Below are 25110 nucleotides of genomic sequence, written 5' to 3' on the forward strand. Positions count from 1 at the left end.
GACCCGTGCTGGAATTGGCCGTGCTGGGATTGACCGTGCTGCGATCTGGACCGTGCTGGGACAGGTCCGTGGGCAGCTCAGCGCGATAGAGTCGTCGCAGGTTCCGCTCTGCCGGCGGGCCGCTCGGGAGGCGCAAACCCGGGCGGTCGCGACGCCCGCCACGGTGGTCCCGCACTGGTCGGTCATCCCTCGCCGCCCGCCGATGACGGCTGCACTCTGCTTACCGCGGCAGGGGCTGACCAGATCAGGGGGAGTAGAGACACATGGCCCGACCCATCACGCTCTTCACCGGCCAGTGGGCCGACCTGCCGTTCGACGAGGTGTGCCGGCTGGCCGCCGAGTGGGGCTACGACGGACTCGAGATCGCCTGCTGGGGTGATCACTTCGAGGTGGACCGGGCCCTCGCCGAGCCCGACTACATCGACCGCAAGCGCGCCCTTCTGGAGAAGCACCACCTGAAGGTGTACGCGATCTCCAACCACCTCGTGGGTCAGGCGGTCTGCGACCACCCGATCGACGAGCGCCACCAGGACATCCTGCCCCCGTCGATCTGGGGTGACGGCGAACCCGAGGGCGTCCGGTCCCGGGCCGCGGAACGGATGAAGGACACCGCCCGCGCGGCCGCCCGGCTCGGGGTCAAGACCGTCGTCGGCTTCACCGGGTCGTCCATCTGGCACACCGTGGCGATGTTCCCGCCCGCGTCGCAGGCCATGATCGATCGCGGTTACCAGGACTTCGCCGACCGGTGGAACCCGATCCTCGACGTGTTCGACGAGGTCGGCGTCCGGTTCGCGCACGAGGTGCACCCGAGCGAGATCGCCTACGACTACTGGACCACGCGGCGGGCGCTCGACGCGATCGGGCACCGGCCCGCCTTCGGGCTGAACTGGGATCCGTCGCACTTCGTGTGGCAGGACCTCGACCCGGTCAACTTCATCCTCGAGTTCAAAGACCTGATCTATCACGTCGACTGCAAGGACGCCAAGGTTCGCACCGGGGACGGGCGGCGCGGGCGGCTGAGCTCGCATCTGCCCTGGGCCGACCTGCGCCGCGGCTGGGACTTCGTGTCGACCGGGCACGGCGACGTGCCGTGGGAGGACTGTTTCCGGGCGCTGAACGCGATCGGCTACGACGGTCCGATCTCGATCGAGTGGGAGGACGCCGGGATGGACCGGCTCGTCGGCGCGCCCGAGGCGCTGCAGTTCGTGCGGCGGCTGGCGTTCGACGCACCGGGCGCCGCCTTCGACGCGGCGTTCTCGTCGTCGTCCTGAGGCTGAGTCGTCCTGAGGCTGAGTCGTCCTGAGGCTGAGTCGTCCTGAGGCTGAGTCGTCCTGGGGCTGAGTCGTCCTGAGGCTGAGTCGTCCTGGGGCTGGTGGGGGCGGGCAGTGCCCGCCCCCATCGTTCACTGCTCGCTGGCGATCCGAACGAGTTCCATCAGGCCGCCCGCGTACTCCTGCGACTCCGCGTGGGCCTCGTCGTACGGCGGCTGGAAACCGACGCCCTCCCACTCCTGCGTGGCGGAATTCCAGAGGTCGTTGCCGATCTCGAAGTCCCAGGCGTCGATGCCCAGGTCGTAGTAGAGCTGGTCGGCCGAGTTTCCGGCCGCCGAATAGAGCACATCGGCAACCGGGCCGGTGTACGACGGCCACGTGACCGTCCCCCGCTCGGCCGCGATCGCCCCGACGATGCGGCGCGCGCTGTCCAGGAAGAACTTCGACTCGTCGATCGACGGGCGCGGCAACGTGACCCGGCCGTCGGCGCGATAGGCGCCCGGCGGCCACATGAAATAGCCGCCGTAGCTGTGCACGTTGAGCGCGAACTTGATGTTCGGGTGCGCGCCGGCCAGTGCGATCACGTTGCTGCTCTCCGGCTCGGACAGTTCGGCGGTGCCCGAGTAGGTGCCGGACAGACAGTTCGCGCTGCCGCCCACGTAACCGTCGAAATAGGATCCGACGGCGTAGTTGCGGTTCACGTCGACGCCCCAGGAATTGCGGTAACGGGGGTCGCGGCTGGCGCCCGTACAGTGATTGACCAGGTTTTTGCGTTGGAAGTTGTAATCGTTGAACGTGTAGTTGGCGCCGTCCGGGTTCACCGTCGGAATCACGAAGATGTCGACCGAATCGACGAGCTGCCGGGTGGCCGCGTCGGTGGCGTAATTGGCCAGCAGCCGCTCGGCGAACTCGAGCGTCACCAACGGCGTCGCCCATTCACGCGCGTGTTCCTGGCTGAACGCGAGAACGCCGGTCTTCGAACCGTCGCGCACCTTGCCGATGCGCAACGCCTGAACCGTCCACGGTTTCGTCGACACCTCGGTGCCCTTCAAGCCGTCGTCCAGCGCGACCGGCCCGGCCACCGGCATCGGCAGCCCGGCCGAACCGTCCTCGACGACGGCGCGGAACCGCTGCGGATATTTCGCGGTGATAAAAGCGGCCACGTCGTCGGTCGAGCTGATCACCTTGCCACCGGAATCGGTGGCCAGCTTCAAGGTCAAGACCCGGTCGCGGTACGTCGCGAAAAGCGTCCCGTTCGCCCGGCCGGGGTCGACCGTCTTCACCTGGACGCCGTTCCACCCCTGGTCGCCGAACGCGATCGACTCGACCACCACGGCGGCGGAGTTCGGGTCGCCGAGGTAGGCCACCGCCGTACGCCGATAGCCCTGGGTCTTGTTCGGGAGGTTGATGACGTCGAGCAGAGCCGGATATTGCCGCTTGAGCCGCTTGATCCGCGCCGCGATGTCGGTCGGCGTCAGGTAGGCGTCGACGAAGTCCTTCTGATATCCGGCCGGCAGCGCCGGGGGAGTGGCGTTCGGCCAGGCCGCCGGCGTCACGGTGCGGCTCCTGCCGCCCAGGCTCGACGTCGCCACCACCTGCGTCGGCTTGGCCGGCAGCGGCTGTGGCAGCGCGTAGTGGTACTGGTATTCGCCGGAGTCCTCGAACCGCACCAGCTGGTAGGAGCCGGTCGCGCCGTCGGCGGTCGTCCAGGTGACGGTGATCTCGACGTCCGGATCGGCGGTGGCGGTCGTGGCGACCTGCGTCTGCAGGAAGGTCTGCCCGCCGGTGGTCCACCAGTAGGCCTGCAGGAACTGCAGCGTGTCGGCGGCGGCCGCGAACGTCGTCTTGCTCGCGGCGACCCGCCGGGTGCCGTCGCCGTCCCGCTCGATGACCTGGACCGGTTGCGCGCCGGCGCTGGTCAGCGCGCGTAGCTGCGCGGCGTCGACCACCAGATCGGCGAGGACGGCGCCGTCGGCCGAGGTGCGTGGCCGGGCGGCGATGTCGGCGCCCTCGCTGACGAGCCGTTGCAACGCGGCCTCGTCGGGAAGGCGGAAGCGGACGAGTGCATGCTCGGCGTCGCCCAGCGTGACCGCCACGCCCGGGTCGGCCGCTGTCGCGGCGTTCGCCGGCGTTGCGGCGGTTGCCTGCGTTGCGGCGGTTGCCTGCGTTGCGGCGGTTGCCACTGTCGCGGCGTTCGCCTCGGGTGGCATGAGCGTGACGGTGAGAAGAACCGCGGAGAGCGCCGCGGCCCATCGGCCCCGTGCGGGCATGAAGCCTCCTGCGTCATCGAAGGATGTCTGCTTCACCCCACTGCAAGTCATCGAGGTATGTCAATCGACATGTGGGCTCTTCCACGACGGCGGTCCGCGATCCGGCGGATTTCTTCCACCGCCCGGCCAAGCGGTGCTGCCGCTACGGAGGTCCAGAACGGACGGGGTTTGCGCCTAGCTTCGGGACGATGTTCTTCGTTCGCGCCGGGTGGTGCTTGCCGTGACCGACCACGTCTTCGTTGTGCCGCCCGGCTGGCCGCAGCCGCCGGAGGGATGGGTGCCGCCCGCCGGGTGGCGGCCGGAGCCGTCGTGGCCAGCCGCTCCGGCCGGCTGGCAGTTCTGGCAGCCGCGGCCGCTGAATGGTCCGGCGCTGAATGGTCCGGCGCTGAATGGTCCGGCGCTGAATGGTCCGGCGCTGAATGGTCCGGCGCTGAATGGTCCGGTGCCGAATATCCCGGTGCCGAATATCCCGGTGCCGAATATCCCGGTGCCGAATATCCCGGTGCCGAATATCCCGGTGCCGAATATCCCGGTGCCGATCGTTCCGGTGCCGACTGTTCCGGCGCTGAACATTGCGCCGCCGGGCATTCCGGCGCAGAACAGTCTGGCGCCGACCCGTCCGGCGCTGGCCAATCCGGCGCTGGCCAATCCGGCGCTGGCCAATCCGGGGCCGAAGAACTCGGTCAGCGTGTTCGGTGGTCGTCGTAAGGAGCTCGAGGCCGAGGTCGAATCGCTGCAGATCGTGGTGGCGGGCACGCGATCGGAGAACGAGGCGTTGCGCGCGGAGACGGCGCGGCTCGGCGGGAAGGTCGAAGCGTCGCATGCCGAACTGCGGCGCCTGATCGGCATCGACCCGGCGGTTCTGCGGGCGGAATCGGTGCGGATGGTGCAGCAGCGCGACGCCCTGTGCGCCGAGGTGACGGCCCTGCGGCAGCAGCTCGTGGAGGTGCGGGAGACCGCGATCCTGCAGCAGGCCGGCCTCTACCAGTATCTGCATCCGCTCGAGGACGCGGTCGCCTACAAGAGCCGGCTCGATCAGATCAAGGAGACGGTCAGGCAGATGACGCGGGCCGGGGGCGCCGTGACCGCCACGACGAACTGGCTCGTGAACGACTCCGCGCGGGAGGGCACGGCGATGGTCCGGGACTTCTCGAAACTGATGCTGCGCGCCTACAACGCCGAGGCGGACAACTGCGTGCGGACCGTTCGCCCGCACCGGCTCGCCGCCGTCACCGATCGGCTGACCAAGGTGCGGGACACCATCGCCAAGCTCGGCACGACCATGCAGATCAGCATCTCGGCCGACTACCACCGGGCCCGGCTCGCCGAGATCAGGCTGACCGCGGACTACCTCGGCAAGGTCGAGGAGGAGAAGGAGCTGATCCGCGCCCAGCGCGAACGGCAGCGGGAGGAGGAGCGGGCGCAGCGCGACTTCGAGCGGGAGAAGGGCCGCCTGCTCAAGGAGCAGGCCCACTATCGGACGGTGCTGGAACGCCTGCGGGTCCAGGGTGACACCGTGGCGGCCGCGGAACTCGCCGGCAAGCTGGGGGAGATCGCCGACGCCATCCACGGCGTCGAGGAACGCGAGGCGAACATCCGGGCCGGGTACGTCTACGTGATCAGCAACATCGGCGCCTTCGGGCCGGAGATGGTGAAGATCGGCATGACGCGGCGGCTGGAGCCGAACGACCGGATCCGGGAGCTGGGTGACGCCAGCGTGCCGTTCCGCTTCGACACCCACGCGCTGATCTTCAGTGCGGACGCGGTGGGGCTCGAGTCGCGCCTGCATCAGGCGCTGGCCGAACGCAAGGTCAACCTGGTGAATCAGCAGCGGGAGTTCTTCTACGCCTCGCCGGCCGAGGTGCGGGGGATTCTGGCGCAGGTGGCGGGCCAGCATCTGCTCGAGTACCACGAGGACCCGGAAGCCGTGGAGTGGCGCGCCAGCCGACGGGATCGCCAGGAGGCGGTTATTGCTGCTTGATCGCCTTGATCGCCGCTGGGGTGGCGCTCGGCATGAGTCGCTGGGTTCTGCCGCGGTGCGGTCGTGGACTCCGACGGCGTACTTCTGCGGTGGTTCGGCCCTGGGGGTGGCGGGCTTTCGCCCGCCACCCTTGATCTCAGTGCTCGTGCAGCAGGGCGTGGGTTTGGCTGATCTCGGTCCAGGACTTGGGCATCGTCGGTTTGGTGAGGGTTTTGGCCGCTGAGGGCAGGGCCGGCTTCGCGGGGGTGTAGAGCCACGCCTGGAACAGGGCGTCCAGGTCCTGGCCGGAGAGCTTCTCGGCCAGCGCGGTGAATTCCTCCGTCGTGCCGTTGCCGAAGCGGTGGTCGGTGGTCCAGGTGCGCAGGATCTGCCGGAACGTCTCGTCGCCCACCGCTACCCGCAGCTGGTGCAGGGTCATCGCGCCCCGGTCGTAGACCGCGTCGCCGAACAGCTGGGCGGTGCCCGGGTCGGCCGGCGCGGTGGTCCAGATGGCGGCGTCGTCGGGGGACGTCGCGTACAGGTAGTCGAAGATGTCCTGGGCGGAGCCCTCGTCGTTCTTCTCCGACCACAGCCACTCGGCGTAGCTGGCGAAGCCCTCGTTCAGCCAGATGTTCTTCCACTCGGCGACCGACACCGAGTCGCCGAACCACTGGTGGGCGTTCTCGTGCACGATCACCGACGTGTTCGCGCCGCGGCGGAAGAACGAGCCGGCGTAGTTCGGCCTGGTCTGATTTTCCAGGGCGAAACCGAGCGTGCCGGGCGGCGCCACGATGCCGCCGCGGGCCTCGAACGGCCACGGGCCGAACAGGGTGCTCTCCCAGTCGGTGATCTCGGCGGTGCGCTCCACACTGGCCTGCGCGCCGTCCCGCCACTCGGGGCTGAGCAGCTGCGAGTAGGCGTTGTAGACGGGCGTGCCGTCGGCGGTGGTGTCCTGGGTGATGTCGTACTGGCCGACGGTCAGGAACGTCAGGTAGGTGGCCTGCGGCTTCAGCGAGCGCCAGCTCCACCGGGTGTAGCCGAGCGTCTCCGGGACCGGCGGGCGCGGCATCGTGCCGTTGCTGATCGCCTCGACGCCGGTCGGCACCGACACCGACACGTCGAACGTGGCCTTGTCCGACGGGTGGTCGTTGCTCGGGTACCACCACCAGGCGATCTCCGGCTCGCCGACGGCGAGGGCGCCGTCGGGGGTGCGGAACCAGGCGGTGAAGCCCTCCGCGACCTTGGTCGACGGGACGCCGGAGTATTGCACCACGACCGTCATGGCGCCGCCGGCGGCGATCGTCCGCGCCGGGGTGACGACCAGCTCGTGGTCGCCCTCGCGGGCGAACGTGGCCGGGCGGTTGTTCACGTAGATCGACGAGACGTCGAGCACGAAGTCCAGATTGAACCGGCTCAGGTCCTGCTCGGCGGTGGCCAGGATCGTGGTGGTGCCGGTGAGCTTGTCGGTGGCCGGGGTGTAGCGCAGCCGGATGTCGTAGTGGCCGACGTCGTAGCCGCTGTTGCCGTAGTCGGGGTAGTAGGTGTCACCCAGCCCCGATCCGCCCGGGGTGGGTGCGGCTTGCGCTGGTGTCGCCGCCCCGGCCAGGGTCAATGCTGTGGCGGCCATCGCCACGAGCAGTCGTCGCACGGGAAACTTCCTTCCCTCGGCGGACCGGGTCGCGGCCCGCTGCTGGTCGTTCAGTCACCGGCGAACATATCGGAGTCTGTCGATTGTCTGTGTGGTGAATGCCACATGCTCTGAGTAGTTTCTGAGATGCGGGCCGTCACCAGCGAGGGCAACATCTCGGAAATATCCCGGCAGAGCATGACGCCTTGTTACGTCCACCTAACCCTTATTAGCGGGGCTTTTCGCCCGGCCGGCGGCCATCCTCGCCTCCGGTTCCATGGCGTACGCCTATTTCACCGTCCACCAGCCGCACGCACTGCTGCCCACCCAGAACGGCGGCGCCGAGGCGGCGCTGTACGCATGGTCCTTCCTGGCCATCGCGGTGGTGGGCGCGGGTCCGTGGTCGGTGGACGCCCTGCGGCGCCGAACCGCGGCGGAGACACCGGCGACGGTGTAGTTGAGTGCGGGTGCCGGCGGCGTGGGCTGCCGGCACCGTGCTTGACAGACCGCGGTGTCCGCAGTGGACGATGCGGCGTGCGGATTCTTGTGATGGGCGGCAGTGGACTGATCGGGGCGCACACGGCGGATGTGCTGCGGGCCCGCGGGCATGAGGTGACCACCGCGGCGCGTAGCGCTCAGGCGGGTGTCGACCGGCTGCTCGACGTCACGCGCGCCTCGGTCGACGAGATGCGGGTGGTGCTTGCTGGGCAGGACGGGGTTGTGCTGGCCACGCGCACTGATGAGCAGCGGCCGCTTCCTAAGCCGATCTACCCGGCCTTTCGGCGGGACATGGTCGATCCGGTGGTGAGGCTGTTCAGCGCGGCGAGGCTGGAAGGGCTCGGGCGTGGCGTTGTCATGGGGTCGTACTACACCTACTTCGATCGGGTTCGGCCGCAGTGGCGGCTGGCGGAGCGGCACACGTACGTGCGGTGCCGGGTGGAGCAGGCGCGGGAAGGGCGGGCGGCGGCGGGGGCGGGTCTTCCGGTTGCGGTGATCGAGTTGCCGTTCGTGGTCGGGCGGGCCGGGGACCGGGTGCCGAACTGGGCCGGTGGGCTCGAGCGGTGGGCCCGGTCGCGGGCGCCTCTGGTGGCGCCCGCCGGTGGCACCGCGGTGGTGTCGGCGCTCGGGGTGGCCACGGTTGCGGCCGAGGCGCTTGAAGGGGCGAGCGGGGCGGACATCCCGGTCGCTGACGAGAATCTTTCCTGGGCTGCGTTCCTGGCTCGGGTGGCCGCGGTGGTGGGCCGGCCGCGGCCGGTTCGGCGGCTGCCGGCGGGGGTGCTGCGCGGGGGCCTGCGTGGCGGTGGGGTGCTGGCGGACCTGTTCCGCAAGGAGTCCGGCATCAACCCGGCGCACTTCGCCGACCTGCTGACGGCCGAGCTGTTCATCGAGCCGGCCGCCGGGCGGTCGCTCGACGCGGCCTTCCGGGAGAGCTTCGGCTGAGGCTGGGGGCTGACACCCGTACGGCAACCGTAGTGCTCCTTCGGTCTTTCTTTCCGGTCGTTCGTGGCTGCCGATGATCAAGCCACGAAACGACCACGGCCGTGCCTGCAAACCCCGCAAGCGGCCTCGGAAGGAGCTCGCATGCGTCGCAAGGCCCGTCACCTCAGCAGCGGATTTCTCGCTGTGGCCGTTGCCGCTACCGGCGCGGTAGGCCTGCAGGCCGTCCCGGCCGCTGCTGCCGCCGGCAAGACCCGCACCGTCTACCCGACCGGCCTGGTGCCGCCGAAGGAGAAGGTTGCCGCCAAGCTCAAGATCCGGGCGCAGGGCACCCTGCCGGCGAGCGTCGACCTGCGCGCGGGCGCGCCGGCCGTCGGCGACCAGGGGCAGGTCGGCTCGTGCGTGGCGTGGTCGGTGGGCTACAGCCTGAGCGGCTACTACGCGAAGAGCATCGCGAACGCGGGTGCGCCGTACGCGCCCCTCTACCTGTACATGCGGACGGTTCAGGGGACGCCGGGACCGGACACCGGGCTGTCGGTGTCGGCTGCGCTGCGTAACGAGCAGACCGAGGGCATCGACACGCAGGCGGACTACTACCAGGGCACCACCAACTACAGCGTGGTGCCCACCGCCGGCCAGGTCGCGAACGCGGCCAACTACAAGCTGACCGGCTGGACCACGCTGTTCTCCGGCACCCAGGGCGGGACCACGGCGCAGACCGCGATCCAGCAGTCGCTGGCCGACGGGGTGCCGGTGTCGATCTCGATCCCGGTGTACAACGCGTTCTACAGCATCAACTCGATGTCGGGTTACACCAGCACGACCGGGGCGATCCAGGGCTACCACCAGATCACCGCGTACGGCTACGACGCGACCGGGCTGATCATCCGCAACTCGTGGGGGACCCGCTGGGGCAGCTCCGGTGACGCCAAGCTGGCCTGGTCGTTCGTGAACACCAAGGTGATGGCGGCCTACACCGTCGCCGGAGTCAGCGACAAGGGCCAGGCCTCGGTCAGCAAGCCGAAGATCTCCGGGCTGTCGCTGGCGAAGGCGGCCGCCGGGACGACCGTGACGATCACCGGCTCCAACCTGTCCACCGCCACCTCGGTCAGCTTCGGGACGGTCTCGGCCGACTTCACCAACGTCACCACCGACTCCGGCGCCGCCGGGATCGCCGCGGTCGTGCCGGCCGGGCAGAAGATCGGCAGCACCGTCGACGTGACCGTCACCAACGGCGCCGGCACCAGCACCGCCGGGACGGCCGGCAAGTTCACCTACGCGGCCCCGGCCCCGACCACGACCGCGCTGGCCCCGGCGACCGCGACCACCCTCGGCGGCACCCTGGTCACGCTCACCGGCACGAACCTGACCGGCGCGTCGGTCAAGGTCGGCACCGTGGCGGTCAGCCCGAAGAACGTCACCGCGACGTCGCTGACCTTCACCGCGCCGGCCCGCGCCGCCGGCTCGGCCGGCGTCACCGTCACCACGGCCGGCGGGACCGCCACGACCGCGCTGACCTACGTCGCCCCGGACGCTCCGGCCGTGACGTCGCTGAGCGCGACCTCGGTGAGCAGCAAGGCGAGCACGCCGATCACCGTCACCGGCACGTCGTTCGTCGGGGCGGTCAGCGCCATCATCGACGGCAAGAAGGTGTCGGCGACCCGGGTCTCCGACACGCAGGTGAAGATCACCGCTCCGGCTCACGCGGCCGGCACCGTGTCCGTGGTGATCACCGCGGGTGGCGGCAGCTCGGCCCCGGTCGATCTGACCTACGTGCAGCCGGCCCCGGTGGTCAGCTCGCTCAGCCCGGCCTTCGGCTCGGCCACCAAGGGCGCCACCGTGACGATCAACGGCGCCAACTTCACCGGCGCCACCAGCGCCCGGATGGGTGACACCGACCTCGACTTCACGGTTCTCTCCGACACGAAGATCAAGGTGACGGTGCCGGCGACGGCGGCCGGCGGGTACGTGGTCACGGTGACCACGGCCAGCGGCACCAGCACGGCGACGAGCGTGAAGTACGCCGCCCGCGCCTGACCCCCGGGCGTAACCCGCCGGCCCGCCCCTCTGTTCGGAGGAGTGGGCCGGCGGTTTTTCAAGACGTCAGACCCGGCACTGCCAGGTGCTCGGGTCGTAATAGTTGTTGAAGCGCTCGACCGTGGCGGCGGTGCCCACCGTGTAGGTGCACACGGCCAGGACGTCGACGTCGTAGTAGGTCGGGCCGGCGCGGGTGTAGGAGACACAGCGCCAGTCGTACGCGGTGTCGCCCAGCAACGCCGCCGCGCTGTGCCCGGTCGTGGTGCAGTAGTTGGTGAAGTCCGGCTGGACCACCGTGGAGGTGACCCGCCAGCAGGACACCGAGGCCGGGTCGCGGAAGTCGCCGATCCGGTCGACGGCCTCGCCGGTGGAGTAGGCCCAGCGGCAGGCCGCCTCGAAGGTGAGGTCGCCGAGCCCGCCGTCGGCGGCGACGCAGTGCCAGTCGTAGGCGGTGGAGCCGGTCAGGGTCGCGCCGGTGAACCCGATCGAGCGGCAGTAGGCGCCGATGTCGAGGCCGCCCAGCGACTGCGGGGTGCCGGCCGCGGCCGCTGGGGTGACAGCGGCCAGGACTCCGGCCAGTCCGACGAGCATGGCCAGCAAGAACTTGCTGATCGATCGCACAGTGCTCCTGTGGGGTGCGCAAAGGAGCGGCCACCTGCGGTAAGGCAGATGGCCGTCCTCAGTGGAAGTAGGCATCGACAGCCTACGAACTCCTCAGGGGATTGCAAGTCCTTGCAGATCTTTCACAAGCCGTAGTAAGCCGCCGTCATCAACTCCTGCATGTCGTCGAGCATCGGCATCCGCGGGTTCGCCGGGGCGCACTGGTCCTCGTACGCGTTGAGGGCCTGCTGCGGCAGCGCCGCGAGGAAGGCCTGCTCGTCGAGGCCGAGCTTGGCGAACGACGGCTCGATGCCGACCGCGTCCCGCAGCTGCTCGACCGCCTGGGCCAGTGATTCCGGGCCGGGGTCGTCGAGGCCGAGCATCCGGGCGATGTCGGCGAACCGCTCCGGCGCCCGGTAGCTCTCGTACTTCGGCCAGCCGGACAGCTTCGACGGAACCGTGCCGTTGTAGCGGATCACGTGCGGGAGCAGCACCGCGTTGGTGCGGCCGTGGGCGATGTGGAACGTGCCGCCGAGCGTGTGCGACATCGCGTGCACGATGCCGAGGAACGCGCTGCCGAACGCCATGCCGGCGATCGTGCCGGCGTTGTGCATCCGCTCCCGGGCGTCCGGGTCGGCGTCGATCACCGACGCCGCCAGGTTGGCGAAGATCAGCCGGATCGCGTGCAGGGCCAGACCGTCGGTGAAGTCGTTGGCGTAGACCGACACGTACGCCTCGATCGCGTGGGTGAGCGCGTCGAAGCCGCTGTCGGCGGCGATGACCCGCGGCAGGCTGGCGGTCAGCACCGGGTCGATGATCGCGACCGTGGGGGTCAGCGCGTAGTCGGCGAGCGGGTACTTCTTGCCGGTGCGGTGGTCGGTGATCACCGCGAACGGGGTCACCTCGGCGCCGGTGCCCGACGTGGTCGGGATGCAGACGAGCTTCGCGCGCTCGCCGAGCGGCGGGAACGCGAACGCCCGCTTGCGGATGTCGAAGAACTTCTCCCGCATGTCGTCGAAGTCGATCTCGGGATGTTCGTACTTCAGCCACATGACCTTGGCCGCGTCCATCGCCGAGCCGCCGCCGAGCGCGATGATCGTGTCCGGTTTGAACGAGCGCATGAGCGAGGCGCCCCGGTCCACGGTCGTCATCCGAGGCTCGGGCTCCACGTCGTCGATGATCTGCAGGGCCACCTGGTTGGGCCGGCGCTGCAGCACCCGGTTGAGCCGGTCGACGAAGCCGAGGCGCACCATCGACTCGTCGGTCACCACGGTGACGCGCTGCACGTCGGGCATGTCGGCCAGGTAGCGGGTGGCGTGCGGCTCGAAGTAGATCTTCGACGGGACCTTGAACCACTGCAGGTTGTTCGTCCGCCGGCCGATGCGCTTGATGTTGATGAGGTTCACCGCCGAGACGTTGTTCGACACGGAGTTGTGCCCGTAGCTGCCGCAGCCCAGCGTGAGCGAGGGGAGGAACGCGTTGTACATGTCGCCGATGCCGCCCTGCGACGCCGGCGAGTTCCAGATCACCCGGACCGCCTTGACCCGCTCGCCGAACTGCCGGGCGAGGTCCGCGTCCTCGGTGTGGATGACGGCGCTGTGGCCGAGCCCGTGGAACTCCACCATCTCCGCGGCGTAGCGCAGCCCCTCGGCGCGGTCCGCGGCCTTCAGCACGGCCAGCACCGGGCACAGCTTCTCCCGGGTCAGCGGCTCGGCCGGGCCGACCTCACCCACCTCGGCCAGCAGGACCGAGGTCTTCGCGGGCACGGTGAAGCCGGCCTGCTCGGCGATCCAGGCGGCCGGGCGACCGACGACCGACGCGTTCAGCTTGGCCTCGGCGCAGTTCTCGCCGTGCGCCACGACACCGAAGACGAGCTCCTCGAGCTGCTTCTTCTCGGCCGGCGAGCAGACGTGCGCGTGCAGGCCGCGGAACTCGTCAAGGGCCGCGTCGTAGATCGGGGCGTCGATGATCGCGGCCTGCTCGGAGGCGCAGATCATGCCGTTGTCGAAAGACTTCGACAGCACGATGTCGTTGACCGCGCGCTTGAGTTTGGCGGTCTTCTCGATGTACGCCGGAACATTGCCGGCGCCGACGCCGAGCGCGGGTTTGCCGGTCGAGTAGGCCGCCCGGACCATGCCGTTCCCGCCGGTGGCGAGGATCGTCGAGACGCCCGGGTGGTGCATGAGCGCGTTCGTCGCGGCGACCGACGGCCGGTCGACCCACTGGATGCAATTTTCCGGGGCGCCGGCCGCGACCGCCGCGTCCCGGACGATCCGCGCCGCCTCGACGCTGCACCGCTGCGCGGCCGGGTGGAACGCGAAGACGATCGGGTTGCGCGTCTTGAGCGCGAGCAGCGCCTTGAAGATGGTGGTGGAGGTGGGGTTGGTGACCGGGGTGATGCCGGCGACCACGCCCACCGGGTCGGCGATCTCGATGATGCCGCTGATCTCGTCCTCGCTGATCACGCCGACCGTGCGCAGCTTCGCCATGCTGTGCGTGACGTGCTCGCAGGCGAAGATGTTCTTGACCGCCTTGTCCTCGAAGACGCCGCGGCCGGTCTCGTCGATAGCGAGTTGCGCCAGGGCCGCGTGCCGGTCGAGAGCCGCGACGGAGGACTTCTTGACGATCCGGTCGATTCGTTCCTGGTCGAACACGCTGTAGTCGTCGAGCGCCTCTAGCGCCCTTGTCACCAGCGTGTCGATCATGGGGCCCAGCGTGTCGTCGGGCGTCTCCATCGCATCCTCACCTCATCGGGTTCGTCAGCCTGCGACCTCATCCTGATCGGCGCACGAGGCGCTTCTCAGGGACAGCCGGCATCGGTCTCCAGGACTTTGGACCCCACCTCGCCAGGGCCGCTAAGTGCTGCTCCGGAACGATTTCAGGCCGCCCGGCACCGGAGATAGGGACCTTTGGCCCGGACTTCCGGAGCGCTCCGGTGCGACGGTGGGAGAGGAGCCCGGCGGGCTCCGGCAGACCGGTAAAAGGGGAGCAACCTCGATGAGCGAGAACAACGTACGACCCACCCAGCTCGACCCATGGCGCGGATTCTCCGACGGTGCCTGGCGTCACGGGGTTGCGGTCCGTGACTTCATCCAGGCCAACTACACCCCCTACGAGGGCGACGCCGGCTTCCTCGCCGGAGCAACCGGGCGCACCACGGCCGTCTGGGCGACGTTGAGCGCGATGTTCCCGCAGGAGCGTGAGCGCGGGGTCTACGACATCGACGCGAACACCCCGTCGACGATCACCTCGCACCGGCCGGGTTACATCGACAAGGACACCGAGCTCATCGTCGGCCTGCAGACCGACGCTCCGCTTCGCCGCGCGATCATGCCCAACGGCGGCTGGCGGATGGTCGAGGGCAGCCTGAAGACGTACGGCTACGAGGTCCCGCAGAACATCGCCGACATCTTCACCAAGTACCGCAAGACCCACAACTCCGGTGTCTTCGACGTGTACGACCAGAACATCCTGGCCGCGCGGAAGGCCCACCTCATCACCGGTCTCCCCGACGCGTACGGGCGGGGCCGGATCATCGGCGACTACCGCCGGGTCGCGCTCTACGGCGTCGACCACCTGATCGCGGTCAAGAAGGCCGACAAGACCGCGAGCGCCGGCCCGTTCACCGAGGACGTGATCCGCCGCCGCGAGGAGCTGTCCGAGCAGATCCGGGCGCTGTCCGAGCTCAAGGAGATGGCCGCCTCCTACGGTTACGACATCTCGAAGCCGGCCACCACCGGGCGCGAGGCCATCCAGTGGCTGTACTTCGCCTACCTCGCCGCCGTGAAGGAGCAGAACGGCGCGGCCATGTCGCTCGGCCGCACGTCCACCTTCATCGACATCTACCTGCAGCGGGACATCGCCGGCGGGGCGCTGACCGAGGAGCAGGCGCAGGAGCTCGTCGACGACTTCGTGATCAAGCTGCGGATCGTGCGCTTCCTGCGCACCCCGGAGTACGACAACCTGTTCTCCGGCGACCCGACCTGGGTGACCGAGTCGATCGGCGGCATCGGCAGCGACGGCCGGCCGCTCGTGACGAAGACCAGCTTCCGTTACCTGCAGACCCTCTACAACCTCGGCCCGGCGCCCGAGCCCAACCTGACCGTGTTCTGGTCGCCGGCGCTGCCCGACGGTTTCAAGCGGTTCTGCTCGCAGGTATCGATCGACACCAGCGCCATCCAGTACGAGTCGGACGAGCTCATGCGGCCCCGCTTCGGCGACGACACCGCGATCGCCTGCTGCGTGTCGGCGATGGAGGTCGGCAAGCAGATGCAGTTCTTCGGCGCCCGGGTCAACCTCGCCAAGACGCTGCTCTACGCGATCAACGGCGGCCGGGACGAGGTCTCCGGCGCGCAGGTCGGCCCCGAGCTGCCGCCCCTGCACAGCGACGTGCTGAGGTACGACGAGGTCGCCCAGCGCTTCGACACCATGATGGACTGGCTGGCCGAGACCTACGTCGACGCGCTCAACATCATCCACTACATGCACGACAAGTACGCCTACGAGCGCATCGAGATGGCTCTGCACGACACCGACATCCTGCGCACCATGGCGTGCGGCATCGCCGGCCTGTCGGTCGCCGCCGACTCGCTGTCGGCGATCAAACACGCGGCGGTACGCGTCGTGCGTAACGCCGACGGCCTGGTCACTGACTACGTGATCGAGGGCGACTTCCCGACCTACGGCAACAACGACGACCGGGCCGACAAGATCGCCGCCGAGCTGGTCGAGATCTTCATGTCCAAGATCCGCAAACACCCGGCCTACCGCGACGCGACGCACACCCAGTCGGTGCTGACCATCACGTCCAACGTCGTCTACGGCAAGGCCACCGGCAACACTCCCGACGGCCGCCGGGCCGGCGAGCCGTTCGCCCCGGGCGCCAACCCGATGAACGGCCGCGACAGGCACGGCATGGTCGCCGCGGCGCTGTCGGTGGCGAAGCTGCCCTACGAGCACAGCCTCGACGGGATCTCGCTGACCACCACGGTCACCCCGGCCGGCCTGGGCAACACCAAGCCGGAGCAGGTCACCAACCTGGTCGGCGTGCTGGACGGCTACAACAGCGTCAACGGCTTCCACATGAACGTCAACGTGCTCAACCGGGCCACTCTGGAGGATGCGATGGCGCACCCGGAGAACTACCCGCAGCTGACCATCCGGGTCTCCGGTTACGCGGTCAACTTCGTCCGGCTGACCACCGAACAGCAGAAGGACGTCATTTCCCGTACGTTCCACGGGTCGCTGTAACCATGGTCGCCCGCCCGCTCCCGGCGCCCGGCACCCTGGTCCCGACCGGCTCGGTGCACTCGTGGGACGTCGTCACCGCCGCCGACGGGCCGGGCACCAGGTTCGTGACGTTCCTCGCCGGCTGCCCGTTGCGCTGCCAGTACTGCCACAACCCGGACACGTGGCAGCGGCGTAACGGTCAGCTGATGGCGGTCGAGGAGCTGGTCGCCAAGATGCTGACGTTCCGGGCGTTCATCCAGGCCGCCGGCGGCGGCGTGACCGTCTCCGGCGGCGAGCCGCTGCTGCAGCCCCGCTTCGTCGAGGGCTACCTGCGGCGCTGCAAGGAATACGGCATGCACACGGCGCTGGACACCTCCGGCTTCCTGGGCGCCCGCGCCACCGACGAGTTGCTCGACGACACCGACCTGGTGCTGCTCGACGTGAAGTCGTCGATCCCGGAGCTGTACCGGAAGGTGACCCGGATGCCGCTGGCGCCGACGCTCGCGTTCGGCGACCGGCTGGCGGCCCGCGGCAACCTGATCCGGCTGCGCTTCGTCCTGGTGCCGGGCCTGACCGACGCCCGGGAGAACATCGAGGGCGTGGCCCGGCTGGCCGCCGCCTGGGGCAACATCGACCGGGTCGACGTGCTCGGCTACCACCGGCTGGGCGTCTCGAAGTACGAGGAACTGGGCCTGCGTTATCCGCTGGAGGGCGTGCTGCCACCCACGGCCGAACAACTGGCCGCAGCGGCCGCCATCTTCGCCGACCACGGTGTGCCGGTCAGCGCCACCTGACCGCCGCCCAGGTGGCCGTGACCCGAGCGGCAACCGAGGCACACCTGACAACTACTCCTTGAAATCGCGTGACTACCGATTGCCGCGGTCACACGCCAACCGAGGAGCCCCCACCACGTGAAGATCCGTCACCGCGCCATCGTCGTCGCTGCTGTTGCCGGCATCGCCATCACCGGCGCTGCCCCGGCCATGGCTGCCACCGCCTCCGTCACCTCGCCCAAGCCGTCGGCCGGCGCGTCGGGCGGTAGCACGTCCGGCACGACCGCATCGTTCTCGGCGCAGGGCACGCTCGCCGCGCTGAACGGGCTGAAGCTGAGCCTCGCCGGCGACAACGGCACCACCGCCGTGACGGTCGACCCGAAGGCGGCGGTCACGCTCGACGGCAACACCGCCAAGCTGCTGAGCCTGCCGATCGGCGCTCAGGTCAAGCTGTCCGGCGGCACGACCGGCGGCGTCTCGGTGGCCACCCGCGTCGACGCGACCAGCGTCCGCCCGTTCATCGCGGCCGGCTCGGTCGCCGGGGTCGACCTCGAGGACCGGACCATCTCGGTGACGCCGCTGCTCGCCGGCGAGCAGGCCACGCCCAAGACCTACCCGGTCGCCACCGACGCCAAGATCACGCTGGACGGCAAGGCGGTGGCGCTGTCCGCTCTGCCGGTCCGCGCCCACCTCGTGGTGCTCGGCAACGTCACGAGCGGCACTTATTCCGCCAAGTCGCTGACCGCCGTGTCGCGCTGGCAGCTGAACCTGTCGGGCACGGTGTCCGCGCTGGACGCCGCCAAGGGCACCGTCACGGTCAACTCCAAGGGCGCCGCGGTCAAGCTCAACGTCAACCCGAACGCCACGATCCAGGTCAACGGCGCCAAGGTCACCCTGGCCAACCTCCCGATCGGCGCCACCGTGAACCTGACCGGCATCGAATCCACGACCGGCGCCCAGGTCGCCGGCATCACCGCCAAGATCAGCCCCGCGAAAGCGTTCCCAGCCCGCACCTTGGGCCGGGAACGCTTCGGCGTTTCCGGGGGGTGTGGAACGGGGCCTGGTCCTGATCGCCGACCGCCCGGGCGGCCGCGAAGTTGTCCGTGCCGCCCCAGCCAGTAGTTCCAGATCCGCGCCGTGTGCGGCACCCCGGAATTCAACGCGCCGTCCGATCTTTCGGCCATGTCGTCCTCCCGAACGCTTCGGCGTACGAACAGGATCATTGATAGCCGCCGCTGGGCCGGCCGCGCGCAAGGACTGGCTGTTCGTCGGACCTCGGCCGGGTCGATCCGTGGCCGGGCGGTCGCCGGGGTGATCGGCCCTGGGCAGGCCGGACAGTGGTTCCGTGCGCCGGGCAGGCGCGCCAGTCGCTCGATCGGGTAATTGACCGGACTTCGGCTGGCGTCAATTCTGTGGCGATTGCAAAAATCCGCGCTCGCCTCGACGGAGTGGCCCGGAAAGATCGTCATTCGTCATTTTCGCCACTCGCGGGTAGGCCCCTTTTGCGTGCGCCATCGGGCACTCGAGCAGAAACCCGTGGCGGAATGATGCGCCGAATTTGCCGGAGGGAAGGCAGCATGAGCCGCAGGACCGGTTCGGAATCGGCCGGAGGCGGGCACACGATCCGCGGTCGCATCATGCGCACGGTGGTGCCACCGCTGGCCGCCATGCTGGTGCTGCTCGGCGTCGTCGCGGCCGGGGAGGTTTCCCGGTACGGCGTGGCAGCGGCGAGCGAGAGCCGGGCCGGCCTCATCATCAGCGTGCAGAGCCTCGTGCAGGATCTGCAGGACGAGCGGGCACTGACCGTTGCCGTGCTCGGCGGCGACACGGCTCTGCGGCCGCAGATCGGCCCGGCCCGGGAGCGGGTGGACACCCGGCGCGCAGCGATGCGATCCGAGCTGGCCGGCGGCGACAAACTGGAGCGCGCGGCGACCGAGACGGTCGGCAAACTGGACAGCCTCGCCGGGGTGCGCGACAACGCCGCCGCGGCGACGGCCGGGCCGCAGGACACGTTCGAGGTCTACACGGGACTGATCGAGCAGCTCAGTGGGATATACCGGAACCTGGAGCTGGTGGCCGACGAATCGCTGCGGCGCGGCCTGGAATCGCTCGAGTACCTGAACGGGATGATCGAGGCCACCGCGCAGGAGCGGATCCTGCTGAACGAGGTGTTCACCGCCGGCGAATTCGACTCCGCCGAGTACGCGGAGTTCGTCGCCGTCCTCGCCGAGCGCGACCACGACCGGGCCGAGTTCGACGAGTTCGCCGACCCGGCAACGGCGGCCGCCATGACGAGTCTGCTCGGCACCGAGGACGCCACCCGGGCCCGGAACCTCGAGGCGACGGCGCAGCGCGCGTCCGACGACCGGCGGATCCCGGTGAGCGCCTCGTCGTGGTGGTCCGCGGCCGGGACGGTGCTGCACGACATGACCGCGCTCGCGAGCCGGATCGGCGCGAGCACCCGGTCCGAGGCGAAGACCCTGCGGGAGCGCGCAGCCGTACGGCTGGCCGTGCTGAGTTTGATCGTCGTGCTCTGCTTGGCCGGCACCGTCTATCTGGCCGTGACCGGGGCGAGGTCGCTCGCGAAACCGCTCGCGGCTCTGGCCGATGAAGCTGACCGCCTGGCCGGCGACCACCTGCCGGAGGCGGTGCGCCGGGCGGTGTCCGGTGACGACACCGGGCCACCGGAACCGGTGCGGGCGGTGCGGGGCGCGAGCGCGGAGGTGCACCGGGTCGCCGACGCGTTCGACAAGGTGCAGGAGACCGCGTACCGGCTGGCGACCGAGCAGGCCCAGCTCCGGCGGACCGGTGCGGAGTCGCTGGCCAACCTCGGCCGGCGCAACCAGAATCTGCTGCGCCGCCAGCTCAGCTTCATCACCCGGCTGGAGCAGGAGGAACCGAGCCCGGCGGGCCTGGCGAACCTGTTCGAGCTGGACCATCTCGCGACCCGGATGCGCCGCAACGCGGAGAGCCTGCTGGTCCTGGTGGGCGCGGCCAGCCACCGGCAGTGGTCCGGCCATCTGCAACTGACCGATGTCATCCGCGCCGCGGTGTCGGAGGTCGAGGAGTACCGGCGGGTGGTCCTGCGCCGGATGGACGACGCGCTGGTCAAGGGCTCGGTGGCCAGCGACCTGGCCCACATGCTCGCGGAGCTGATCGAGAACGGGCTGACCTTCTCCCCACCCGATCTGGAGGTCGAGATCCACGGGCGGCGGCTCGGTGACGGCTATCTGATCGCGATCTGCGACCAGGGCATCGGCCTGACCGACGAGGAGATGCAGCGCTCGAACAGCCGGCTTCGCGGCGACGGTGACTTCCTGACCGCCCCGGCCCGGTTCCTGGGTCACTACGTGATCGGCCGGCTCGCCGCCGAGATGGGCGCCGAGGTCCAGCTGACGCCGTCGCCGGTGGTCGGGGTGACCGCCCGGGTCCGGCTGCCGGCCACGATTCTGGGCGACATCGAGGCGGTGGTGGCCGCCCCGGAAACCGAGCCGGCCGAGCCGCGCCGCGACCCGCGCCACGAACTGCGCCCCGACCCGGACTTCGGGTACCCCCGGCCGGCCGTGGCGCCGGCGCCGATCCCGGGCGCCATTCCCGCCCCACGCTCCCGGCCGCGCTCCCTGGACGTCGACTTCGTCGTCGTGGCCGAGCAAGCGGCGGAAAGGCCGGCCGGGCAACTGGGCGGGGACGACGAACGTACGCCCAATGGTCTGCGCAAACGCATCCCGCGTGAGCATCGCCCCCGGCCGGTCCCGGCGCCGGCCGCCCGGCGGCCCGAGCCCTCGGAGCCGGTCCTCGACGCCCCGGCCGCGGTGGGCACCCGGCTGACCGCGCTGCGCGAGGGCATCGAGCGCGGTCACGCCACCGCGGGAGCCACCCGTGGCCGGCCGGCGCACCTGTCCGAAGACAGCGGCATAGGAGGAATTTCATGAGCGTGGAAGCGCCGGCTGACCGGCATCAGTTCAACTGGTTGCTGGGCAACTTCGTGCATCAGACCCATGGTGTCCGGGACGCGGTGGCGGTGTCGTCGGACGGGCTTCTGATCGCCGGCTCCGACGGGCTCGAGCGAGCCGAGGCCGACCAACTGGCCGCGATCGTGTCGAGCATGGCCAGCCTGGCGCGCAGCGCGTCCCGCCGGTACGCCTTCGACGGGCTCAAACTGGTCATGATCGAGATGCGTCGCGGATTCCTGATCATCTCGGTGATCAGGGACGGCAGCTGCCTCGGCGTGGTGGCCGACGGCGACAGCGACGTGGGGTCGGTGGGCTACGAGATCTCGGTGCTCGCCGAGCGGTTCGGGGAGCTGCTGACGCCCGCCCTGATAGCCGAGTCGAGGCAGTGCTTGCCGCGATGAGCTCCGGATCGAGACGCCGGCCGGGCGCCGGGTCGCACCATGCGGACGAGGATCCGGTGGTACGCCCGTTCATGCTCACCGGCGGCCGGACCCAGCCGATGCGCGACGGGCTGCGGATCGAGACGCAACTGCACGCCGCCCCGGCCGCGCTGTCGGCGCCGCTGCGGTTCGAGGCCCGGCGCATCGTCGAGCTGTGTCAGGCGCCGATGTCGATCGCGGATCTGTCGGCGACGATGGGCGCGCCGCTGGGCGTGGTCCGCGTCATCGTCGCCGATCTCATCACCGAGGGCCACGTGCTCGTGGAAGACCGGCCGGGCGATCTGCCGACCACCATGATCGAGAGGATCAGAGATCTTGTCCGGGCGCTCTAGCACGATGACCGCTTCTCCGGTCGCGGTCAAAATCGTCATCAGCGGCGGCTTCGGCGTCGGCAAGACGACCTTCGTCGGCGCCATCTCCGAGATCGAGCCGCTGGTGACGGAGGCCGAGATGACGGAGATCTCGATCGGCGTCGACGACGTCTCGGCGGTGTCCGGCAAGACCACGACCACGGTCGCGCTCGACTTCGGCCGGATCACGCTGGACGACGCCCTGCTGCTCTACCTGTTCGGCACGCCCGGCCAGGACCGGTTCGCGTTTCTCTGGGACGACCTCGTCGACGGGGCCTTGGGCGCCATCGTGCTGGTCGACACCCGCCGCATCGAGGACTGCTTCCCGGCGATCGACTACTTCGAGGACCACGACATCCCGTTCATCATCGGCGTCAACGCGTTCGACGGCGCACGCCGCTTCGAGCTCGCCGAGGTGCGCGAGGCACTCGGCGTGCCGGCCGGCCTGCCGATGGTCCGGTGCGACGCACGGCACCGGGAGTCGGTCAAGGCCGTCCTGGTGGCCCTCACCGAACAGGTCCTGATCCAGCGGCTGTCCCGTCCCCCGGGCGGTGCGGCCTGGTGAGGCCACGCCCGCCCGGGGGACGGTTCGGTCAGCTTGCGGAGCAGGTCAGCGCCGGGACGCTGTTGGTGCCGGTCCACGAGCCGAGGAAGCCGAACGTCGTCGACGCGCCGGCGCTCAGTTTGCCGTTGTAGCTGACGTTCTTTGCCGTCACGGCGGCGCCGCTGCTGGTCACCGAGGCATTCCAGGCCTGCGTCACGGACTGGCCGTTGGCGTACGTCCAGTTGACCGTCCACGCGTTGAGGGCCGCGCTGCCGGCGGTCACCTTGACCTCGCCCTGGAAACCGCCACCCCACGAGCCGGTCACCGCGTACGACGCCGAGCACGCCCCGGTTGCCGGGGGTGTCGGGGACGTGGTCGGGGAGACCGTGGGGCTCGGCGACGTGGTGGGCGACGACGTCGGGGTCGCCGGCGTGGTCGGCGTGGTGGTGGTGCCGAAGATGGTGGCCTGCTTGCTGTTCGCCTTCAGGCCGTTGGCGCCGTTGACGATCCGCTGGCCCCAGGTGGTCAGCTGGGCCGGATCGAAGCTGGTCGTCATGTCCAGGATCGGGTCGGTGTTGCCGGACCAGGACCAGCCGATGTAGCCGAGACCCCGTTTCACCGCCTCACTCATCACGGTCTGGTCGTCGACCTCGCTGGACGAGAACTGCCAGCCGAACTCGCCGACCAGCAGCGGCCAGCCGTTGTTCTTGAACGTGTCCAGGTAGGAGACGATCGACGCGGCGGTGTTGAACACGGCGTACATATGGATCGAAAGAATGGTGTTCTTCTGGGTGTCGGCGTCCAGCACCGTCTGCGCGTTGTCCCGCATCGTGTACTGCCAGTCCTGGCCCCAGTTGGGGGCGTCGACCATCAGCAGGTGCTGGAAGCCGTTGGTGCGCATCTTCTGCACCGCGGCGACCGTCGCGGCGGTCCACTGGCTCGGGTTGGTGTTGCCGATCGGCTCGTTGCCGATGTTGATGACGACGTAGTCCTCCTGGCCGACCAGCACGCTCTTCAGGCCGATCCAGTAGTTCACCGCCTGGTCGAGGGTGTAGGCCGCGCTGTCCTCGCCGTACCCGGTGGTGTCGTGGTCCTCGAGGACGCAGATGAGCTTGTTCGCCTTGCAGAGCGCGATCACGTTGGCGACGTCGCTGGCCGAGTTGGCCGTCCAGCGGCCGCCGCTGAGCACGACCCGGACGGTGTTCGCGCCGGTCGCCTTGATGTTGGCGAACGAGCTGGTCTGGCTGGTGTACCAGGTGTGCGCGTGGTTGATGCCACGCATCACGAAGACGTTGCCGTTGGACTCGACGATGTTCGTCCCGGAGACGTGCAAGCCGGTGGCGGCCCATGCGGGACTGACGGCGGCGACGATGGTGGCGGCCACCGCGAGCAGCACGGTACCGAGGGCGATGAGATGTTTCTTCATGACCTGCCTCAGACACGGGGTATCGGGGAAGGGGAACGTGCGCACCCCAACCCGCCGCCGTATCGGCAACGTGCTCGCCCTCGGGGGTGTCGTGAAGACACCGTTGTAGTGCCGAAAAGCTACCTGTCGATGTGACGTCCGTCAATGCAGGCGGTGGACGACCGCACCACCAGCGCCGGCTGGAACCGCACCTCGCGATGGGCGTGACCGGGGCGCCCCTCGTCCAGCAGCAGCTCGGCCGCGGCCCATCCCAGCTGATATTTCGGCTGGCTCACGGTGGTCAGCGCCGGCGCGAGACGGCGCGCGAACGGCAGATCGTCATAACCCACCACCGAAAGATCTTCCGGCACGCGTACGCCGAGGGCCGCGAGCCCGTCGAGAAGTCCCAGCGCCGCCGTGTCGTTGAGGCACACCACCGCGGTCGCTCCCACGGCCATGACCCGCTCGGCCGCCGCGGCCGCCGCCTCGCCGAGGGACGGCGGGTGCACGTCCATCCGTACGTCCAGCAGGGTTTCCGCGGCCTGCCGCAAGCCTTCCCGGCGCCGGGCCACCGGGCCCGGATCGACGGTGGCGCTGAGGTAGGCGATCCGCCGGTGGCCCAGCGCGCGCAGGTGCTCCCCGGCGAGCCGGCCGCCGAGGACGTCGTCGACGGCGACCGCGCACAGGTCGAGCCGCTCCTTGGGGTGGTCGAGCAGCACCACCGGCGTGCCGCGGCGGCTCACCTCGAGCAGCGGGACGGTGTCGCCGGCCGGCGAGATGATGATGCCGCGCACGTTCTGCTGCTGGAGCAGGTGCAGCAGCCGGGTCTCGGTGTCCGGGCGCAGGTCGGTGCTGCAGGCCAGGACCAGGCAGCCGGCTTCGGCGAGGCAGTCCTCGACGCCGCGGTTGACCTCGGCGTGGAACGGATTGGCCAGATCGAGGGTGACGCTGCCGACGATCGGGCTGGGCAGGCCGCGCAGCTGGCGGGCCGGGCCGTTGGGCACGTAACCGACCTGTTCGATGGCCTGCTGAACGCGCCGCAGAGTCGCCGGGGCCACGATCGACGGGCGGCTGAGCACGTTGGCCACCGTGGACACCGAGACACCGGCCAGCCGGGCGACCGCGCGCATACCGTCACTCACGCATTGATTCTAATGAATAGCTTGGCGTAACCTCCGGTCGACTTACAAACGTTGCAATCGACTCCCATCCAC

General features: G+C 69.6%; 17 protein-coding genes and 1 pseudogene. 12 read left to right on the plus strand and 6 right to left on the minus strand.

Features of this window, described 5'->3' with window-relative positions:
- The first annotated feature begins 263 nt into the window (after window positions 1-263).
- Window positions 264-1271 (plus strand): sugar phosphate isomerase/epimerase family protein, encoded by a 1008-nt coding sequence (locus AB0E90_RS26350; protein ID WP_360410957.1) that lies wholly within the window; start codon window positions 264-266, stop codon window positions 1269-1271.
- A 131-nt stretch (window positions 1272-1402) separates the two neighbouring features.
- Here the strand turns inward: AB0E90_RS26350 and AB0E90_RS26355 are convergent, their stop codons facing one another.
- On the minus strand, window positions 1403-3541 hold the full coding sequence (locus AB0E90_RS26355; protein ID WP_360410960.1) for a M14 family zinc carboxypeptidase: 2139 nt from the start codon (window positions 3539-3541) through the stop codon (window positions 1403-1405).
- 220 nt (window positions 3542-3761) lie between these two features.
- On the opposite strand from AB0E90_RS26355, the gene AB0E90_RS26360 reads away from it, so the two are divergent.
- A complete protein-coding gene (locus tag AB0E90_RS26360) occupies window positions 3762-5522 on the plus strand; it encodes a DUF4041 domain-containing protein (RefSeq protein WP_360410963.1) in 1761 nt (586 codons plus the stop codon).
- 136 nt (window positions 5523-5658) lie between these two features.
- Here the strand turns inward: AB0E90_RS26360 and AB0E90_RS26365 are convergent, their stop codons facing one another.
- Window positions 5659-7149 carry a M1 family metallopeptidase gene (locus AB0E90_RS26365; RefSeq protein ID WP_360410966.1) on the minus strand — a complete coding sequence of 497 codons (1491 nt, stop codon included), beginning with the start codon at window positions 7147-7149 and terminating at the stop codon, window positions 5659-5661.
- Window positions 7150-7354: 205 nt separating this feature from the next.
- Here AB0E90_RS26365 and AB0E90_RS26370 point away from each other — a divergent pair.
- The 3 genes and pseudogenes from AB0E90_RS26370 to AB0E90_RS26380 form a co-directional block, all read left to right on the plus strand.
- Window positions 7355-7585, plus strand: a pseudogene (locus AB0E90_RS26370) (DoxX family protein); the annotation flags it as partial.
- Window positions 7586-7662: 77 nt separating this feature from the next.
- Window positions 7663-8568, plus strand: coding sequence for an NAD-dependent epimerase/dehydratase family protein (locus AB0E90_RS26375; protein WP_360410969.1), 906 nt, complete (start codon window positions 7663-7665; stop codon window positions 8566-8568).
- Window positions 8569-8709: 141 nt separating this feature from the next.
- Window positions 8710-10602 carry an IPT/TIG domain-containing protein gene (locus AB0E90_RS26380; RefSeq protein WP_360410972.1) on the plus strand — a complete coding sequence of 631 codons (1893 nt, stop codon included), beginning with the start codon at window positions 8710-8712 and terminating at the stop codon, window positions 10600-10602.
- 66 nt (window positions 10603-10668) lie between these two features.
- Here AB0E90_RS26380 and AB0E90_RS26385 read toward each other — a convergent pair whose 3' ends face one another.
- Complete coding sequence (locus tag AB0E90_RS26385) at window positions 10669-11223, minus strand: hypothetical protein (protein ID WP_360410975.1); 555 nt, start codon at window positions 11221-11223, stop codon at window positions 10669-10671.
- A 122-nt stretch (window positions 11224-11345) separates the two neighbouring features.
- Complete coding sequence (gene adhE / locus AB0E90_RS26390; protein WP_360410978.1) at window positions 11346-13937, minus strand: bifunctional acetaldehyde-CoA/alcohol dehydrogenase; 2592 nt, start codon at window positions 13935-13937, stop codon at window positions 11346-11348.
- Window positions 13938-14199: 262 nt separating this feature from the next.
- Here adhE and pflB point away from each other — a divergent pair, with 262 nt between their 5' ends.
- From pflB to AB0E90_RS26425, 7 genes are all read left to right on the plus strand, one after another.
- Complete coding sequence (gene pflB / locus AB0E90_RS26395; protein ID WP_360410981.1) at window positions 14200-16452, plus strand: formate C-acetyltransferase; 2253 nt, start codon at window positions 14200-14202, stop codon at window positions 16450-16452.
- Window positions 16453-16454: 2 nt separating this feature from the next.
- Window positions 16455-17225 carry a pyruvate formate-lyase-activating protein gene (gene pflA, locus AB0E90_RS26400; RefSeq protein ID WP_360410984.1) on the plus strand — a complete coding sequence of 257 codons (771 nt, stop codon included), beginning with the start codon at window positions 16455-16457 and terminating at the stop codon, window positions 17223-17225.
- 117 nt (window positions 17226-17342) lie between these two features.
- Window positions 17343-18326 carry a hypothetical protein gene (locus tag AB0E90_RS26405; protein WP_360410987.1) on the plus strand — a complete coding sequence of 328 codons (984 nt, stop codon included), beginning with the start codon at window positions 17343-17345 and terminating at the stop codon, window positions 18324-18326.
- A gap of 455 nt (window positions 18327-18781) precedes the next feature.
- The gene (locus AB0E90_RS26410) at window positions 18782-21136 is read left to right on the plus strand and encodes a nitrate- and nitrite sensing domain-containing protein (RefSeq protein ID WP_360410990.1); all 2355 of its coding nucleotides are present in this window, start codon (window positions 18782-18784) and stop codon (window positions 21134-21136) included.
- Complete coding sequence (locus AB0E90_RS26415; protein ID WP_360410993.1) at window positions 21133-21558, plus strand: roadblock/LC7 domain-containing protein; 426 nt, start codon at window positions 21133-21135, stop codon at window positions 21556-21558. The genes AB0E90_RS26410 and AB0E90_RS26415 overlap by 4 nt, the downstream gene beginning before the upstream one ends.
- Window positions 21555-21929 (plus strand): DUF742 domain-containing protein, encoded by a 375-nt coding sequence (locus AB0E90_RS26420; protein ID WP_360410996.1) that lies wholly within the window; start codon window positions 21555-21557, stop codon window positions 21927-21929. Before AB0E90_RS26415 ends, AB0E90_RS26420 begins: the two co-directional genes overlap by 4 nt.
- Before the next feature lie 4 nt (window positions 21930-21933).
- A complete protein-coding gene (locus AB0E90_RS26425) occupies window positions 21934-22512 on the plus strand; it encodes an ATP/GTP-binding protein (RefSeq protein WP_360410999.1) in 579 nt (192 codons plus the stop codon).
- 28 nt (window positions 22513-22540) lie between these two features.
- Here AB0E90_RS26425 and AB0E90_RS26430 read toward each other — a convergent pair whose 3' ends face one another.
- Window positions 22541-23917, minus strand: coding sequence for a cellulase family glycosylhydrolase (locus AB0E90_RS26430; RefSeq protein WP_360411002.1), 1377 nt, complete (start codon window positions 23915-23917; stop codon window positions 22541-22543).
- 119 nt (window positions 23918-24036) lie between these two features.
- Window positions 24037-25038: a LacI family DNA-binding transcriptional regulator gene (locus tag AB0E90_RS26435; RefSeq protein ID WP_360411005.1), complete on the minus strand. Its 1002-nt coding sequence runs from the start codon at window positions 25036-25038 to the stop codon at window positions 24037-24039.
- Window positions 25039-25110 lie beyond the last annotated feature (72 nt).

The sequence above is a fragment of the Actinoplanes sp. NPDC026619 genome, assembly GCF_040638295.1.
In the GTDB taxonomy this organism is placed as follows: Bacteria; Actinomycetota; Actinomycetes; order Mycobacteriales; family Micromonosporaceae; genus Actinoplanes.

Bases quoted from the DNA above. Each gene is read 5' to 3' on its own strand.
- AB0E90_RS26350 (WP_360410957.1), top strand. From the start codon at position 264: ATGGCCCGACCCATCACGCTCTTCACCGGCCAGTGGGCCGACCTGCCG.
- AB0E90_RS26355 (WP_360410960.1), bottom strand. From the start codon at position 3,541: ATGCCCGCACGGGGCCGATGGGCCGCGGCGCTCTCCGCGGTTCTTCTC.
- AB0E90_RS26380 (WP_360410972.1), top strand. From the start codon at position 8,710: ATGCGTCGCAAGGCCCGTCACCTCAGCAGCGGATTTCTCGCTGTGGCC.
- adhE (WP_360410978.1), bottom strand. From the start codon at position 13,937: ATGGAGACGCCCGACGACACGCTGGGCCCCATGATCGACACGCTGGTG.
- pflB (WP_360410981.1), top strand. From the start codon at position 14,200: ATGAGCGAGAACAACGTACGACCCACCCAGCTCGACCCATGGCGCGGA.
- pflA (WP_360410984.1), top strand. From the start codon at position 16,455: ATGGTCGCCCGCCCGCTCCCGGCGCCCGGCACCCTGGTCCCGACCGGC.
- AB0E90_RS26410 (WP_360410990.1), top strand. From the start codon at position 18,782: ATGAGCCGCAGGACCGGTTCGGAATCGGCCGGAGGCGGGCACACGATC.
- AB0E90_RS26415 (WP_360410993.1), top strand. From the start codon at position 21,133: ATGAGCGTGGAAGCGCCGGCTGACCGGCATCAGTTCAACTGGTTGCTG.
- AB0E90_RS26420 (WP_360410996.1), top strand. From the start codon at position 21,555: ATGAGCTCCGGATCGAGACGCCGGCCGGGCGCCGGGTCGCACCATGCG.
- AB0E90_RS26425 (WP_360410999.1), top strand. From the start codon at position 21,934: ATGACCGCTTCTCCGGTCGCGGTCAAAATCGTCATCAGCGGCGGCTTC.
- AB0E90_RS26430 (WP_360411002.1), bottom strand. From the start codon at position 23,917: ATGAAGAAACATCTCATCGCCCTCGGTACCGTGCTGCTCGCGGTGGCC.